This is a genomic window from Kribbella sp. CWNU-51, from assembly GCF_054073265.1.
In genome coordinates this window covers 51,283-67,764 of the sequence record NZ_JBSXMZ010000003.1, presented here as the reverse complement: position 1 = coordinate 67,764, position 16,482 = coordinate 51,283, and the positions used below count along the sequence as shown (strand labels likewise).

Annotated in this window: 12 protein-coding genes; 4 read left to right on the top strand and 8 right to left on the bottom strand. The window is 69.6% G+C overall.

Annotation, left to right across the window (positions count from 1 at the left end; all coding sequences use genetic code 11):
- The first annotated feature begins 118 nt into the window (after positions 1-118).
- Positions 119-3,817, top strand: coding sequence for a S8 family serine peptidase (locus tag ACXC9Q_RS01395; RefSeq protein ID WP_457054623.1), 3,699 nt, complete (start codon positions 119-121; stop codon positions 3,815-3,817).
- A gap of 12 nt (positions 3,818-3,829) precedes the next feature.
- Here ACXC9Q_RS01395 and ACXC9Q_RS01390 read toward each other — a convergent pair whose 3' ends face one another.
- On the bottom strand, positions 3,830-4,795 hold the full coding sequence (locus ACXC9Q_RS01390) for a glycerophosphodiester phosphodiesterase (RefSeq protein ID WP_457054622.1): 966 nt from the start codon (positions 4,793-4,795) through the stop codon (positions 3,830-3,832).
- A gap of 165 nt (positions 4,796-4,960) precedes the next feature.
- Between ACXC9Q_RS01390 and ACXC9Q_RS01385 the strand changes: the two genes are divergently transcribed.
- Positions 4,961-6,682, top strand: a complete 1,722-nt coding sequence (locus tag ACXC9Q_RS01385) for an ABC transporter ATP-binding protein (RefSeq protein ID WP_457054621.1) — start codon at positions 4,961-4,963, stop codon at positions 6,680-6,682.
- Positions 6,679-8,415: an ABC transporter ATP-binding protein gene (locus tag ACXC9Q_RS01380; protein ID WP_457054620.1), complete on the top strand. Its 1,737-nt coding sequence runs from the start codon at positions 6,679-6,681 to the stop codon at positions 8,413-8,415. Before ACXC9Q_RS01385 ends, ACXC9Q_RS01380 begins: the two co-directional genes overlap by 4 nt.
- 42 nt (positions 8,416-8,457) lie before the next feature.
- Here the strand turns inward: ACXC9Q_RS01380 and ACXC9Q_RS01375 are convergent, their stop codons facing one another.
- Genes ACXC9Q_RS01375 through ACXC9Q_RS01360 form a run of 4 tightly spaced genes read right to left on the bottom strand, consistent with a single transcriptional unit; the run spans position 8,458 to position 10,882 of the window.
- Complete coding sequence (locus ACXC9Q_RS01375; protein ID WP_457054619.1) at positions 8,458-9,000, bottom strand: rRNA adenine N(6)-methyltransferase family protein; 543 nt, start codon at positions 8,998-9,000, stop codon at positions 8,458-8,460.
- 60 nt (positions 9,001-9,060) lie between these two features.
- A complete protein-coding gene (locus tag ACXC9Q_RS01370; RefSeq protein ID WP_457054618.1) occupies positions 9,061-10,230 on the bottom strand; it encodes a CapA family protein in 1,170 nt (389 codons plus the stop codon).
- Between the two features lie 41 nt (positions 10,231-10,271).
- Positions 10,272-10,559 carry a hypothetical protein gene (locus tag ACXC9Q_RS01365; protein ID WP_457054617.1) on the bottom strand — a complete coding sequence of 96 codons (288 nt, stop codon included), beginning with the start codon at positions 10,557-10,559 and terminating at the stop codon, positions 10,272-10,274.
- A gap of 35 nt (positions 10,560-10,594) precedes the next feature.
- Entirely contained in the window at positions 10,595-10,882 is a 288-nt protein-coding gene (locus ACXC9Q_RS01360; RefSeq protein ID WP_328526243.1) for a helix-turn-helix domain-containing protein, read from the bottom strand.
- Positions 10,883-10,935: 53 nt separating this feature from the next.
- Here ACXC9Q_RS01360 and map point away from each other — a divergent pair, with 53 nt between their 5' ends.
- Positions 10,936-11,703 carry a type I methionyl aminopeptidase gene (gene map / locus ACXC9Q_RS01355; protein ID WP_457054757.1) on the top strand — a complete coding sequence of 256 codons (768 nt, stop codon included), beginning with the start codon at positions 10,936-10,938 and terminating at the stop codon, positions 11,701-11,703.
- Between the two features lie 412 nt (positions 11,704-12,115).
- On the opposite strand, the gene ACXC9Q_RS01350 is transcribed toward map, so the two are convergent.
- From ACXC9Q_RS01350 to ACXC9Q_RS01340, 3 genes are all read right to left on the bottom strand, one after another.
- Positions 12,116-13,954: a DUF222 domain-containing protein gene (locus ACXC9Q_RS01350; RefSeq protein WP_457054616.1), complete on the bottom strand. Its 1,839-nt coding sequence runs from the start codon at positions 13,952-13,954 to the stop codon at positions 12,116-12,118.
- A 326-nt stretch (positions 13,955-14,280) separates the two neighbouring features.
- A complete protein-coding gene (locus ACXC9Q_RS01345; protein ID WP_457054615.1) occupies positions 14,281-15,465 on the bottom strand; it encodes an Rv2578c family radical SAM protein in 1,185 nt (394 codons plus the stop codon).
- A gap of 32 nt (positions 15,466-15,497) precedes the next feature.
- Positions 15,498-16,334, bottom strand: a complete 837-nt coding sequence (locus ACXC9Q_RS01340; RefSeq protein WP_457054614.1) for an NmrA family NAD(P)-binding protein — start codon at positions 16,332-16,334, stop codon at positions 15,498-15,500.
- Between the last annotated feature and the right edge of the window lie 148 nt (positions 16,335-16,482).

The window sequence follows — 16,482 nt, the reverse complement described above, 5'->3', positions numbered from 1 at the left end:
CCCCCCCCCCCCCCCCCCCCCCCGCGCCCGTCCCAGCCGCGCGGCCGACTCGCGCCATGACGGGTATCTGCCAGTCAGAGGGATTGCTCGCGACTACGACGGCTCATACGTTCCACGCGTGCCTCGTCGACGACTTACCGCCCTCGTCCTTGCTGCAACACTGACCGCCGCACTGCTGGCCACAGCCGGCACTGCCACGGCCCTGCCCCCGACCACTGCCGATCCAGAGCAGTCCGGCACCGGCTCAGCCACCGAACTGGTCACACTCGTGACCGGTGACGTCGTACGCCTCGACACGCGCTCAGACGGCTCGCAGCAGGCCAGGGTCGTCGCGGCCGCGCCCGGCAGGGGCGGCGGCGCCCACAGCTATCTGCGCGACGGCGACGTGTACGTCGAGCCGCTCTCGGCGTTCGACCTGCTGGCCACCGGCAAGCTCGATCGGCGCCTCTTCGACGTCAGTGCCCTGGTGCGCCAGGGGTACGGCGACGCCGACCGCACCACGCTCCCCCTCATCGTCACCTACCGCACCGGAGCGGGCCTCGGACCGAAGGCTGCGCCCGCCGGGGTCCAGGTCCACGCCACCTTCGCCAGCGCGAAGGCCCAGGCCGTGACGCAGTCGAAGAACGCCGGGACCGGTTTCCTCGCCGAGGTCGCGAAGCGCCCCGACGTCCAGAAGGTCTGGCTGGACGGGCGAACCCGCGCGGTCGGCACGGAGCACACCGCTGTCACGGCGTCTGCTCCGACGCCGAAGGTCAAGGGCTCGTACGACGGGACAGGGTCCACGATCGCGGTTCTCGACACGGGTATCGACTCCTCCCATCCGGACTTCGCGGGCCGCATCGACCAGACCCGCGACTTCACCGGCGGGAACGACCCCACCGATCGCTTCGGTAACGGCACCCACGCGGCGTCGATCGCGGCAGGCAGCGGCGCCGCCTCCGACGGGCAGTACGCCGGTGCTGCGCCAGGCGCTCATCTCGCCGTGGGAAAGGTGATCGACGACAGCGGCGCCGGCTACGAGTCCTGGGCCATCGCCGGCCTGCAGTGGGCCGCGACCTCGGGGGCCGACATCGTCGACGTCAACGTCGCGGGCGCCGTCACCCGGGGTGAGGATCCGCTGACCAAGGCGGTCGACACTCTCAGCCGCGGCTCCGACGCACTCTTCGTCGTCCCCGCGGGCGCGAAGGGACGGGCTGCGCCAGGCACGTCCGAGGTCACGGCTCCGGCGGCGGCTGCCGACGCGCTCACTGTCGGCGGTACCGATCGGCAGGGCGAGTGGTGGGATGAGGCACGGCACGGTGTGCAGGCGGACCGTGGGGCGATCAAGCCCGAAGTCGCAGCACCGGCAGTCAACGTCGTCGGGGCCTACCCTGGCGGCGGCTACGCCATCGGAACCGGCACCGAGCCGGCGGCGGCGTACGCGGCCGGCGCGGCTGCCGTTCTGCACCAGGAGCATCCCGACTGGTTGCCCGGTCAGCTCAAGGCAACGCTGGCCTCCACGGCCACACCTGTCGACCGTGGCGACACCTTCACCGTCGGTGGAGGTGCCGTCGACCTCGCGCGGGCAACAACCCAGCAGGTCACCGTCGACCAGGGGGTTGTGAGCTTCGGCCACATCACCCGCCCCTACCGCGCCGACCAACTGCAGCAGCAGCGAACGCTGACGTACCGCAATCGGTACAAGGCTCCGGTGACGCTCGACCTGGCCACCGACGTGGCGGGAACCACCGTCCGGCCCAGCACCGTCACCATCGCACCAGGCGCCACGGCCGACGTCACGCTCGCCCTGGATGCGACGACGCTGGACGCTGCCGACTACACCGGCCGTGTGACCGCGACCGGTCCCGGCGTCGCGATCGCCACCGCGGTGGGCTTCGTCAAGCAGGACGACACGGTCGAGGTGACATTGCGAATCCTGGACCGCCACGGCAATCCGGCCAGCGGCAACGTCCGCGTCGCGCCGTACGCGCCTGACGACGACGACCGGTACTACCCCGACGACTTGCTCTTCTCGCCGGACCAGAAGGAGTGGACCGTGCGGGTGCCGGAGGGCGACTACAACGTCTTCGGTGTGGTTCTCACACCAGACGCCTCCGGTACCGGGTTCGAGGAGACGAGCATCGTCGGATTGCCGAAGTTGTCGGCCCGTGCGCCGAACTTCACCGTGACGCTGGACGCCCGGACCGCGCGGCCGATGACACTGACGACTCCGAAGCCGTCGGTGCCTCACAACCTCACGGTGCGTTGGTCCCGCGGCGAGCCCGGGAGCCCCGACGCCACCTACGACGACTGGTGGGCCGACCTGACCATGGGCAGTCCGCAGCGGTTGTCGATGTCGCCGACCGAGAAGGTCCACGACGCCGCGTTCTCGGTCACCTCGACCTGGGACGCGGGCGTCCCACCACTGCAGGCCCGATCCGGCCGCCGCCGGGTCGACGGTTGGTACGCCGGTGGTCCGCTGACTGAGGGAAAACATCGTTACCGCTTGGTCGATGCCGATGCCAACCCCAAGGGCGTGGCCGGTGCGGTCGCGGTCATCCAGCAACCGAAAGACGTCTGGGTCGGCACGCTGGTCGAACAACTCGCCGCGGCAGGTGCGGTCGGGGTAGTCATCTACCCGGCCGCGACTGGGTACCTGGTCGAACCGGCGTCGGGTGCGAGTGTCGTGACGATGACGGTGTCGCGGTCGGACGGCCTCGAGCTGCGCGCCGCGGCACACAAGCCGGCCTCGGCGTGGATCGAGCTGACGGAGACACCGCGTTCGCCGTACTCCTATGACGTCAGCTTCGTCGAGAACGGGCAGGTCGGCAGGGACCTCGACTATCGGGTCCGGGGCAGCGACGTGGCCACCGTGGCAACCAAGATCTACTCCTCCGGAACGGGCGCGGCCGAGGGCGGCTGGATCCTGAACCAGCACAGTTACCAGAGCTGCCACTGTTCGTCGAGCCCTGTTGCCGACCAGGTCCCGACCACGGGCTACATCCGGACGCAGTACCTGACCGCCGATCGCGACGTGCAGGCGTCGACCGCCTGGGAGTACCACTGGCGGTACACGGTCGTCCGCCCGCGTGAGTTCCCGACGTACCGGCCTGGACAACACAGCACCCTCGAGTTCCTCAAGGCGCCGTACTCACCGGGCGTCGCCGGTGGCTCCGAACCCAACAGCCAGGCCCGGACCACGCGACAACGCAACAACATCGACTTCGACTATGCGGCCTTCACCGACTCCGCCGGGAACTGGTCCCGGGGGATGCCGGGCGGATCGGCCAGCACCACTCTGTACGCGGGTGACACCGAGATCTACAGCGAGCCCTCGACCAGCGGGAACGTGACTGTGCCGGCGGAGTCCACCCGCTACCGGCTCGTCTCGGACGTCTCCAACGGTGGCGGCGTCGTCGGCCTGCTGTCAGACGCCCACACCGAGTGGACGTTCCAGTCCGCGACCGTCGCGGGAGACAGCGAGGTCCTCCCGCTCCTCGACGTCGACTACACCGACGTCGCGGACGCACGGTCCGGCCGAAGCGCTCTCGATCTCACCAACAGTGCAGCCCGCGGCCAGCGTGTCGACCTCGATCTCACGGTCGGCCACCAACCCGGATCGACCGCCGGACCGGTCAGCGCGATGAAGGTCCTGGTCTCCTCCGACGACGGTGCGACCTGGCAGAAGACCGTGCTGCGCACACTGGCTGACGGCCGCTACCAGGCGACGTACACCCATCCGCGCACGGGCGACTTCATCTCGCTGAAGGTGCTGTCCTCGGACAGCGACGGCAACGCTGTCGACCAGACCCTGATGCATGCCTACCGCCTCCGCTGACTCCGTCGCGCGTCACAGGTTCAGTGCCGGCTTGCGGAGTGCTGCGACAGCCTGGTCGGGGTGGTCAGCGAACAGGCCCTGGACGCCGAGGGCGGCGAAACGGTTCAGTTCGGTCGGGAAGTCGATGCCGGCAGGAAGGAACCGGCGCTCGGCGCGGAAGGTCCAGAGCTGGACGGCCAGGCCCGCGCGATGGGCCTGGTCGACCAGGCGGGTCGGCTCGCCCAGGGCCCCGCTCGCGGTGCGTGGGATGACCAGGTCCTTGTGCGGCGCCAGTACATGCGCGTACGTCGAGATCTCGCGCAACCCGGCCGGCTCGATCAGGTCGGCGTACGTGCGGCCGTCGCCGGTGCGGAGGAAGTCGTTCGGAGCGCTCTCGGAGTCGACCAGTTGTACCAGCGGCACCCGCGTCATGACGGACAGCCGGCGCAGACTGGTCGGCTCGAACGACTGCACCATCACCTCGTCGTCGCGCAGCCCCAGCGCCAGGATCCGCTCGGTCAACAGCTCTTCCAGCGGCAGTCCGAGCCGCCGGAAGTACATCGGGTGCTTGATCTCCGGGATGACGCCGATCGGCCGCCCGAGCCGCAGCGCCTCCCGCCGGGCGAGGGCCACCACGTCATCGAACGTGGGGATCTCCTCCAGCCCGTCGTACGCCGTGTTGCTCGCGCGGAGACCGGGCATCCGCTCCCGGGTCCGCAGGGTCCGCAGTTCGGCGTAGGTGAAGTCCTCGACGAACCAGCCGGTGACCGCGGTGCCGTCGACGATCTTGGTGAGCTTGCGGTCCGCGAAGACCGGGTGGTCGGCGACGTCCGTCGTACCGGAGATCTCGTTCTCGTGCCGGCAGACCAGGACGCCGTCGAGGGTGGCGACCAGGTCGGGCTCCAGATAGTCGGCGCCCTGGGCCGCGGCCAGGCGGTACGCCGCCGGCGTGTGTTCCGGGCGGTAGCCACTCGCTCCCCGATGCGCGATCACCAGCATGGTCCCAGGACAGGGGCCGGACATGGCCCCGCGGGAACTCGTTGCCCAACGCAAGATGAAGCTCTTTTGATGCGCGGGGAGACGAAACCCGCACTGACCGTGATGGTCCCAAACGCGAGTAATTCGCATGCGGTTGTCGGTGGTCGCACCTAGCCTGAAGGCGCCATGAAACAACTTCCCTTCGCCGATCCCGGCGTTCCCGATCACCGCTCGCCGGCCCGCTATCTGTGGTGGGTCGCGCGCGGTCAGAAGCGCACGCTGATCGGCGGGATGGCGTTCGGCATTCTGTGGATGGCCGCGCAGGCGTTCATCCCGGCGATCCTCGGCCTGGCGATCGACGAGGGCATCGCCGCGCGCGACGGCCAGCGGCTGCTGCAGTGGACCGCCGCGCTGTTCGCGGTCGGCGTGGTGCAGGCGATCGCGGGCATCATGCGGCACCGGTTCGCGGTGACGAACTGGCTGTCCGCGGCGTACCGCACCGTCCAGGTGGTGACCCGGAAGTCGGCCGACCTCGGCGCGACGCTGCCGAAGCACCTGGCCACCGGTGAGGTGGTCAGCGTCGGCGCCGGCGACCTGTCGTACGTCGGCAACCTGATGGAGATCTCGGCCCGGTTCGCCGGTGCGATCGTCGCGTTCGTCATCGTCGCGGCGATCCTGCTCACCCAGTCGACCACGCTCGGCCTGGTGGTCCTGATCGGCGTACCCGTGATGCTGCTCTGCCTCGGCCCGATGCTGCGTCCACTGCACAAGCGGCAGTCCGCGCAACGCGAGGCGGTCGGCGAGCTGAACTCGCTCGGCTCCGACATCGTCGGCGGTCTGCGGGTGCTCCGCGGGATCGGCGGCGAGGAGTCTTTCTCCCGGCGCTACCGCAGCGAGTCGCAGCAGGTCCGGCAGGCGGGTGTCCGCGTCGCCGGGATTCAGTCCGTGCTGGATGCGGCCCAGGTGCTGCTGCCCGGCATCTTCGTGGTGCTCGTGGTCGGCCTGGGCGCGCACTTCGCGCTGCGGGGAGATCTCAGCGCGGGTTCGCTGGTTGCGTTCTACGGCTATGCGACGTTCCTGGTGCTCCCGCTGCGCACGGCCACCGAGTTCGCTAACCAGCTCATGCGCGGTCTGGTCGCCGCGGGTCGAGTGGTCCGCGTGCTGGAGCTGGAGCCCGACATCACCGAGCCGACCCGATCGGTGCGCCTGCCCGACCGCGGTGACCTGGTCGATCCGGTCTCGGGCATCCGTGCGCGCGACGGCCTGCTCACCGCGATCGTCTCCGCCGAGCCGGACAGCTATGCGGAGCTGGCAGACCGCCTGGGTCGGTACGACGACCTGAGCGAGGTCAGGTACGGCGGAGTGACGCTGGCCAGTGCGACGCGTGCGGACGTCCGTGAGCGGATCCTGGTGAGCGACACCGGCTCCCAGCTGTTCACCGGCACCTTGCGCTCGGAGCTCGACCCGGACGGCCGTCGTACCGACGACGAGATCATGGCCGCGATGCGTACGGCGTCTGCCGAGGACGTACTGGTCGCGTTGACGGACGGGCTCGACTCCGAGGTCGAGGAGAAGGGCCGGTCGTTCTCCGGCGGTCAGCGGCAGCGGCTGGTGCTGGTGCGGGCGCTGCTGGCGGACCCGTCCGTCCTCGTGCTGGTCGAGCCGACCTCTGCGGTCGACGCGCACACCGAGGCGCGGATCGCGGATCGGCTGCGTGCCTACCGGTCCGGCCGGAGCACCGTGGTCCTGACCGCGAGCCCGTTGCTGCTCGACCGCGTCGACGAGGTGATCTTCGTCGCCTCCGGCCGCGTAGTTGCCTCGGGCAAGCACCGTGCGTTGCTCGACACCGAGCCCCGGTATCGCCGGACCGTCACCCGTGAGACCGAAGCCGAGGAGGCCCTCCGATGAGGCAGATCCTGCCCGTCGCCGGGCCTACCGAGATCCGGCGGCATGCCCGCCGGCTGGCTCGCCGGCACCCACGCACGTTGTCCGTCGCGCTGCTGCTGCACGGGCTGGCGGCGGTCGCCGGCCTGGCCGCGCCGCGGCTGATCGGTGGCCTGGTCGAAGACGTCCAGAACGGGACGACCGTCGCCAAGGTCAACCAGGTGATCATCGTGATCGCGGTGTTCGTCGTGGCGCAGTCGCTGCTGACCCGGTGGGCGCGGTTCAAGTCGTTCGCGCTCGGCGAGCAGGTGCTGGCGGAGCTGCGGGAGGACTTCGTCGACAACGCGCTCGCCTTGCCGATCGGCACGGTCGAGCGGGCCGGCACCGGCGACCTGCTGTCCCGGACGTCGCGTGACGTCGACACCCTGTCGCGGACGGTGCGGTTCGCCGTACCCGAGACGATCATCGCGTTCGTCACCGTGCTGTTCACGGTCGTCGCCACTGTGCTGGTCGGCGTGTGGGTGCTCGTGCCGTTGGTCGCGATGGTGCCGGTGCTCTGGCTGAGCACGAAGTGGTACTTGCGCCGCGCGAAAGACGGTTACCTCCGTGAGAACGCGGCGTACGCACAGATGACGAGCTCGCTGGCCGAGACGGTCGAGGGTGCCCGGACGGTCGAGGCCTTGCGGCGGTACGACGATCGTGTCCGGCGCGGCGATGCGGACATCCGGGGCTCCTACCTCGCTGAGCGGTACACGCTGTTCCTGCGGACGGTGTGGTTCCCGGTCGTCGAGGTCGGCTATCTGGTGCCGGTCGTCGGGACGCTGCTGTTCGGAGGCTGGCTGCATCTCGGCGAGCACGTCTCGCTCGGCGCGGTCACGGCCGGCGTGCTGTACGTCAACCAGCTGATCGATCCGGTCGACCGGTTGATCTCCTGGATGGACGAGCTCCAGTCTGGCGGCGCGGCCTTTGCACGGTTGCTGGGCATCAGCGACGTACCGGACGACCGGACGTCGTCGGGGCAGTCGCCGTCGAGTGAGCTGGTCGAGGCGCATGACGTGCGGTTCTCGTACGTCGACGGCCGCGACGTGCTGCATGGCGTCGAGCTGACCATCCAGCCGGGCGAGCGGATCGCGATGGTCGGTCCGTCCGGTGCGGGCAAGTCGACGCTGGGGCGGTTGGTCGCGGGTATCCATCCGCCACGGACCGGTTCGGTGACGGTCGGCGGGGTCGGCATGACCGAGCTGCCGTTGGACGAGCTGCGCAAGCAGGTCGCGCTGGTGACCCAGGAGCATCACGTCTTCGTCGGGACGCTGCGCGACAACCTGTCGATGGCGCGGCCGGGGGCTTCGGACGAGGAGCTGCTTGCGGCGCTCGCCGCGGTCGACGCGCAGGTGTGGGCGGAGGCGTTGCCGGACGGTCTGGACACCCGGGTCGGCTCTGGGCAGCTGGCGCTCACGCCGGCGCAGGCGCAGCAGTTGGCATTGGCCCGGCTGGTGCTCGCGGATCCGCACACGCTGGTGCTGGACGAGGCGACGTCACTGATCGACCCGCGGGCCGCTCGGCATATGGAGCGCTCACTGGCCGCGGTGCTGGAGGGCAGGACGGTCATCGCGATCGCCCACCGCCTCTACACGGCCCACGACGCGGACCGCGTCGCGGTGGTGGAGGACGGGCGGATCTCGGAGCTCGGCAGCCACGACGAACTGGTCGCCCGTCAGGGTTCGTACGCCGCATTGTGGAACTCCTGGCACGGATAACAGTCAGACCCCCACCAGGCTGGTGGGGGTCTCCTGTTCCGCCTACCGTTTGCGCAGTACCAGGACTGCGGAGTCGACATGTGGAGGTGGGGTGAAAGCCTTGCGGGGAAGGCGAAGCCCGATCGACGGGTCGTAGTGCCGGAACCACCGGTTCGCCCCCGGCGCATCACCGCGAGCCCACCGGTTCGCCACCTGCCGCTGCAGCACCAGATCCGCCGACACCAGGCGAGAACCCGGCGCCAGCAAGCGCTTCAGCAGTGCGGTGGAGATGTTGTACGGCGGACTCGACACCACCCGGAACGGCCGCGACGGCAACCGGAGATCCGCGGCATCGGCCCGGATCACCGTCACCGCCGCATCCGCGAACCGCCGACGCAACCGGTCCACCCGCTGCGGGTGGAGTTCGACGGCCACTACCTGGGCACCGGCCCGGACCAGCGGCGCAGTCAGCGCACCAAGTCCGGCCCCGACGTCGAGGACGAGTTCACCGGGTCTGACCCCGGCTGCGTCCACGACGCGCTGAGCCCAACGACTATCGAGCGGATGCCATCCCCAGGCACCCCGCGCCTGCCCGGAGCCGGGCACGACGCACCATCACGAAGTACGTAATCATGCGCCGACCATAGAACGCCGGACCTGTTGGGCTCAAAGCATTTTCGGGTTCGCACCCAGTGCCGTGACGGTCTCCGTCGTACGGCGCTGCGCCAGCTCGAGGCGGCTCTTCCTCGACCTGTCGGCCTTCGCCAGCTCACGTCGTACGTCGAGAACCCGGACGGGCAGCGCGTCGGTCATCAGGAGCGGTGCGTACTCAGCCTGCTCGGTCCTCCAGCGGTCACCGTCGCGGCTGAAGGTGAAGCGGACCAGGAGACCTTCGGCCTTGGTGCTGTTGGGCTCGCGGTGCGCCGCGACCAGGTTGCCCAGGCCGTAGGCGACCCATTTGCCGTTGATCTGCTCCATCGGCTGCACCACGTGCGCGTGATGACCGATCACCAGGTCGATGTTGCTGTCGGCAAGCAGTTGGGGTGCGAGCTCGCGTTGCTGGTCGTTGAGCCTGCTCGAGTACTCCGTCCCCCAGTGGCAGCTGACCACGACGATCTCAGCGCCCTGGTCGCACGCCTCTTTCGCCTTCCGGATGATCGTGGCCGCGTCCAGCTTGCCGGCGCGCCAGGTCTGGCCGTTCGGGTACGGCAGGCCGTTGAAGCCGAACGTGTACGACAGTGAGGCGATCTTCACACCGTTGACGTCGACGACGGTGGGCGTCTCGGCTTCGCTTCTCGAGCGCGCCGTACCTGCGTGGCGCAGTCCGGCCTTCTCGAGGGTGTCGAGGGTCCGATCGACACCGGTCGCACCGGCGTCGAAGCTGTGGTTGCTGGCTGTGGTGCAGACGCCGTACCCCGTCTGCTTGAGCGCGGTGGCGATCTGCGGCGGGCCTTGGAAGAGCGGGTAGCCGTGATACGGACCGCCTAATGGTGCGAGGGGAGTCTCCAGGTGCGCGATCGCTAGGTCGGCCTGCTGCACCAACGGCTTGATGCTGCTCATGAGTGGCGCGAAGTTCCAGGTGCCGTCGTCGCCGTCGCGCTTCGCGGTGGTCCACAGTCGCTCGTGCAGCAGTACGTCGCCGGTCGCTACCAGCGTGATCCGGTCGGGTCGCTTCCCCTTACCTGCTTCGGATCTGGCGCCGGGCTGACCAGTCTTTGTACCGCTCCCGGTGTCGGCTGCCGTGTCGGCGATGCACCCTGCAGTCGCCAGTACTCCGGCTCCGGCGAGCAATCCGCCGAGCACCGTACGTCGTCGTACCGCCATCCCGTCCCCCAAGCCTCAACTCCATTCGCTCAGGAGACGCAGCAACCCCAGATTTAGTTGCCGCGGCAACCAACCAGTGTCCTTAGCGGGCTCAGCGGGCCTTTAGGTAGAGGGTGTGCCCGATCGGTCATCGATCCCAGCGCCACGACGTCGCCCCGGTCGGCCAGCAGGGTCAGCGTCGCCGACCGAACGCCGGGGACCGGCACGGTCTCGTAGAGGTCGGTCAGCGCGACGACCAGCTCTCTGTTGCGATCACCAGCGCGGCGCACGACGTACCGCAGTACGGCGCGATAGTGGTCGCGGAAGCGCTGGTCGAGGTCAGCCGTTTCCGGCGTGGTCATTGCGTTCCCGCTCGCCGCGAACCATTACAGGAGGTCTAGGCGATCAGGCCGGAGGAGTCCGGTGGGGCGTCGGCGACGTGGTTGTCCTGGCAGGCGGCCACCAGGGTGTCCAGGGAGAGGTCGAGGGTGGCGGCGACGGCGGCAACAGTGAACAGGGCTGGGGTGGGGATACGACCCGTCTCGATCTTGCGGAGGGTGTCGACGGAGACCCCGCAGGCGGCCGCGACGTCCACCATGCTGCGCTCGCCGCGGGCCTCACGGAGCAGGCGGCCGAGCTGGCGGCCGCGTTCGCGATCCCAGCTGGACAGAGGTGGTCTTACCATGAGCGTGATAATAGTACCGGTATAACTATCCCGTGAAGTTGAGGAAGCAGCCAATGGTCGAGTTGAAGACGCCGGCGGAGATCGAACAGATGCGCACGGCCGGCCGTGTCGTCGCCAACGCCCTGCAGGCAGTGAAGAAGGAGGCCTCCGTCGGGGTCTCGTTGCGCGAGCTCGACGAGGTCGCCCGGGACGTCCTGCGCTCGGCCGGGGCGGTGTCGCTGTTCGAGGGTTACCAGCCCGGGTTCGCGACGAGCCCGTTCAGCGGCGTCATCTGTACGTCGGTCAACGACGCGGTACTGCACGGCCTGCCGACCGACCTGAAACTCGAGGACGGCGACCTGCTGAACGTCGACTGCGGCGCCTCCGTCGACGGATGGTGCGCGGACTCCGCCATCAGCTTCTGCATCGGTACGCCGCATCCCGAAGACCTGGAGCTGATCGCGACCACCGAACGCGCGCTCGCCGCCGGCATCGCTGCCGCGGTCGACGGCAACCGCCTCGGCGACATCAGTGCCGCGATCGGCCGCATCGGCCACGACGCCGGCCTCGGCACCAACCTCGACTTCGGCGGCCACGGCATCGGCCACCGCATGCACGAAGACCCCCACATCCCGAACGGCGGACGCCCCGGCCGAGGCCTCAAACTCCGCGCCGGCCACGTCTTCGCCATCGAACCCTGGTTCTGGTCCGGCCCCGGCAGCACCTACCGCATCGACGAAGACGGCTGGACCCTCCGCTCCGCCGACCAATCCCGAGGCGCCCACGCCGAACAGACAGTAGCCATCACCCCAACAGGCCCCGAAATCCTCACCCTCCCCTAGAAACCCCCACGCCACCCACCACGCGCACACCCACCCGACCCACCCCGCGCACACCCACCACACACACCCCACCGCACCCGCAACGCACCCCACCGGACCGGCCACGCACCCACTTGCGGGCGGCGGCCTCGACCTGGGCTTCTATGGGGTGACCTTCGGGCTGAGTGCGGCCTCCTGCCATGGATCTGACACGCGGTCGTCGTGGTGATCGTTTGGATGATCGCCCGTGGAGCCGGCTGGGTGCACGGGTCGATCGGTTGGCTCGGGAGCCTCACCCCAGATAGCCAAGCTCGCCGCCTCACGGAGCGACGACGACCCGACATCCCCGATCCACTCACAACCGGCGAGCCGCAGGCTGTGCAGCAGCCCTGCTCGCAGACCAGATACGGCAAGGCTCGACGCGCCGCGGGCATCATGCCGCAGACCCAACTGGCGCGGTTGTCGCGCTGGACTCAGGCGGCGGCGTTGTCGTCGCATCCGGCTCAGGCGGCGGGGTTGTCGTCGCATCCGGCTCGGGTGGTCGGGGTGTCGGCGCGCCCGGCTCGGGTGTTGAGGGCGAGCGGGACTCAGCGGACGGGTTGTCTCCCAGGTGCGGTAAGCCCGCATGAGGTGATCCGGACGGGTCGCGTCCGGTGTGCGGTGAGCTCATGCGGGATGCACCGGTCGTGCTTGGTCCGGTGGGCTGTGGCGGCGGCGGTGGCGGTGACGGTGCCGGCGGCTGTTGGGCGGGCTGGTGCCGTGGTCGGCAGGGGTCGGGTTGCCGGGCTGGTCGGGTGGTGTGTTGGGGTGGCGGGTCGGCCCAGGCGGGGCGGGCGACGTGGACCTCGCCGTCGGTGATGGTGATGGTCCAGTCGCCGTGGTGGAGGTCGACGTGATGGCGGCGGCAGAGCAGGCACAGGTTGTGTACGGCGGTGGCGCCGCCGTCGATCCAGGACTGCAGGTGGTGGGCGTCGCACTGCACGGGTGGGGCGCCGCAGACGACGCAGCCTGTGTCGCGGGCGTTCAGGGCGCGGCGCATCGCGCCGGTGACCAGCCGCTCGGCCCGCCCGACGTCCAGCGGCTCCGATTTCGACCCGAGCACCAGCGGGATGATCTTGGCGTCGCAGGCGAGTCGCCGGATGGTGGCCGCGGACAGTCCGTCGCCGTACACCACGTCGCCGATCGCGTCGGCGGCCGCCGACTTCAGGTCCTGCAGGTCGATGGTCACGGTGATGTTCGCCTTCGCACCGAACCCCGGAATCCGCCCAAACCCACCAGCCCCGACCCCGACCGCCCCATCCACGTCCGCCGTACCGGCACCGGCCGTGCGGGCATCGGCCGCACCCGGCGCACCGGCGCCCGCTGTAGTGGCTCCGGCCGTGGCGGCGTCAGTTGGACGGGCGGTGGTGGTGGTGTCGTAGGCGGTGGCGGCGAGGGTGAGGGCGGTGGTGAGGGCGTCGGCTTGGCGTTTGTCGCGGGGGCGGGGGTCGAGGTCGCCGGTGTGGGTGCGGTGGGGGCGGGCGCCGGCGTGGATGAGGGAGCGCAGGAGTTCGGCGTTTTCGTTGGCCAGGTAGCCGCGGAACTTCACGCCCCGGTCGGTTCCGGTCAGGGTCAGCGATTCGTGGGTGTAGGCGTGGTGTTCGTCGGGTTCGGGGCCGTCGGTGTCGAGGATGTCGCGGACGCGTTGGCCGGCCTTGCGGAGTTCGGCCGGGGACAGGTGGCGGGCCAGGGCGAGGAGTTCGCGTTCGGCCACGTCGAGGTCCTCGACCGGGACGGTGTCGGGGACTTTCTCGAGCGCGGTCACGATCGCCTCGGCCTGGGCCGGGCGCAGGAACCCCTCCGCCGCCCCCGCGCCACCCGCCGCGTCCGGCTCGCCCGCCTGGTCCGCCTGGTCCGCCTCGTCCGCCTCGTCCGGCTGGTCCGGCTGGTCCGGCTGGTCCGGGTCATCTGGATTGTCGGTCGGGGTGTCGGGGGTGTGTGCTGCGCGGTAGGGCGTCGGGAGGGCGGCCGACACCGCGGCGTATTTGGGCAGGGTTTGGGCGAGGCGGACGTCGCGGCGGGCTTGGGGACGGTCGAGGCGGTAGCGGAACGCGAGGAGCTGGGTGGTGTCGTGGGCGCCGATTTCTTGGGCGTAGCCGTCGTGGTCGAGGCTCGCGATGAGGTGGAGGCGGTAGGTCTGCCGGCGGGCGAGGTCGGCCTCGAGGGCGTCGAGAGCAGCGAGCTTTTCGCTGCCGCTCATCGACCACACCGGCCGCTCGCCGAGGAGTTCCATGCCGTCAACTCTAGACACAGCCACCGACAGTTCTCAAACCCGGAACCCCTTGTTTTCAAGGGCTCTGGCTATCCACAGGCGCCAATCACTGTGGACAACTTCATGAAGGTTGCCTTAGGCAAAGTACTTGCGGAGCAAATGAGCGCGTGCGACACCCGCGGGGCACCGGTTGGCCAGCCCCCGACGCCGGTTGTTCCGGGATCTCCACAGTTTGTTGGGCTATCGCTGAGCGCGCGACGAGAGGAGCCCGCGTGGTGGGGAGGAGCGGCGCGGGTGGGCGACGAAGGAGTGGACGTAGTCGCCGTGGGGGTTCTCCGGCCGCCTGGTTAGAAGAGGGGCTGTTGAGTTGGTAGTGCTTCTCGGCTGGCTGGTTTGGGGTGTGGGGGGCGGCGCAAGTGGGTGGTGGGGTCGGGTTCGCCCCAGCCGGTGGCGGAGTCGGAGGTGGCGGTGGGGCCGGGGACTTCGACGATGCCGCGGGGGTGGTTCGGGTTGCCGCGGGGCTGGGCGGACCTCGGGCTGGGTTGGGTCGGGCGCCCGGGGAGGGGGTCGGATCGGTGGCTGGAGGGTCGGCCGAAGCCGTGTTTGTCGAGGAGGGGGCGGGCTTTTTGTTCGAAGGCTTTGCGATAGCTGGAGGACGCGTAGGAGCCATGGGCGTAGAGGGATTTGTAGCGGGCCACCAGGTGGGGGTGGTCTTGGGCCAGCCAGCTCATGAACCAGTCTTTGACGCCGGGGCGGAGGTGGAGGACGAGGGTGGTTACGCCGGTGGCGCCGGCTTCGGCCAGCTCACCGAAGAGGTGGTCCAGCTGGTCGGGTGAGTCCGTCAGCCAAGGGAGGACGGGGGCCACCATGACACCGCACGGGAGGCCGGCTTCGCGGACGGCTCGGATGAGGTCGAGGCGGCCACGGACGGAGGGGACGCCGGGTTCGACGTGCCGCCGGAGCTCTTCGTCGCCGAGGGCCAGCGAGATCCCGATGCCCACGGGGACCTGCTCGGAGGCTGCGGCGAGGAGTGGGAGGTCGCGGCGGAGCAAGGTGCCCTTGGTCAGCACGGACAAAGGCGTGCCGGAGCCGGCCAGGGCGTCGATGATGCCCGGCATCAGGCGGTAGCGGCCTTCGGCTCGCTGGTAGGGGTCGGTGTTGGTGCCTAGGGCAACTTGTTCGTGGTTCCAGGACGGGCGGGCGAGTTCACGGCGGAGGACGTCGACGACGTTGGTCTTCACGACGATCTGCTGGTCGAAGTCCAGGCCTTGGTCGAGTTCGAGGTAGCGATGGCTAGGGCGGGCGAAGCAGTAGCGGCAGGCATGCGTGCAGCCGCGGTACGGGTTGATGGTCCAGTTGAAGGGCAGCGACGTACCGGGCACTGAGTTCAGCGCGGATCGGGCGACGACCTCATGGAAGGTGATGCCCCGGAACTCCGGCGTCGTCACCGACCGGACCAGACCCGCGATCGACCCGAGACCTGGCAACGTCCCTGGAGTCTCTACATCGAGCTGCTGACCGGCCCATCTCATGCACCACAGTCGAACACATGTTCGGCAGCAAATCAACCGAGGAAGACGGCAGCGTTCGCGACCGCCCACTCGCGATACGTCACCGCCGGCCGGCCGAGAAGCGACGGCACCGTCGGCTCGGGCTTCATCGGATACTCCGCCATCATCCGGAACCCGTCCAGCAACCACTGCGCCGTCTCGAGGCCGACCACCGGCGCGAGCCGATCGAGATAGCCGGCCGGCGTCAGCTCCTCGAAGCGAACGTCCCGCCCGATCGCCGCCGAGATGCACGCGACCTGCTCCGGAGCCGTCAGTCCCTCCGGCCCGCTCATCGTGAGCTTCTGCCCGCTGTAGCTCGAGGAAAGCAGGACGACCCGCGCGACCGCCGCGATGTCCGCCAGATCGATCGGCGTCTGCACGGCTCCGGCGTACGGCGTACGGACGACACCCTCGTCCTTGATGGACGCAGCCCAGTCCAGCGTGTTGTTCATGAACTGCCCCGGCCGCAGGAACGTCCAGTCGAACTCAGCTGCCTCGATCGCCCGCTCGATCCGGTAGTAGTGCCACGTCGACGGATCCCCCTGCGCCTCGTAGTCCGCGGGCTCACCCGAAAGTACGACGACCCGCCGCACGCCGGCGTCCTGAGCACACCGGACGAAGTCCTCCACGTACGCCGGAAGTGGCGCGAGGTACACCGTGTCGACACCGGCCAACGCGGCAGGCAGGGTCGCCGGCTTGCCCAGATACCCGCGCGCGACCTCGACACCGTCCGGCAGCGCGGCCCGGGTCGGGTTGTTGGTGAGCGCGCGTACCGGGGCGCCTGCCGCCACCAACTCGTCCACCAGTAGCCGCCCCACACTCCCGGTCGCACCGGTCACCAGGATCGTCATGCCGTCTCCCCTCACACCGGACTAATTCTCGTAGGCTATACGAGAATTTGACCGGGTGACTATGAGTCCCTCGGTGGCGAGGGACGTGCGACGCTTGCCGTGCGCGCCCGGAGGGGCAGGGTCGGGAGTGCTGGAGAGCGGAGGGGCT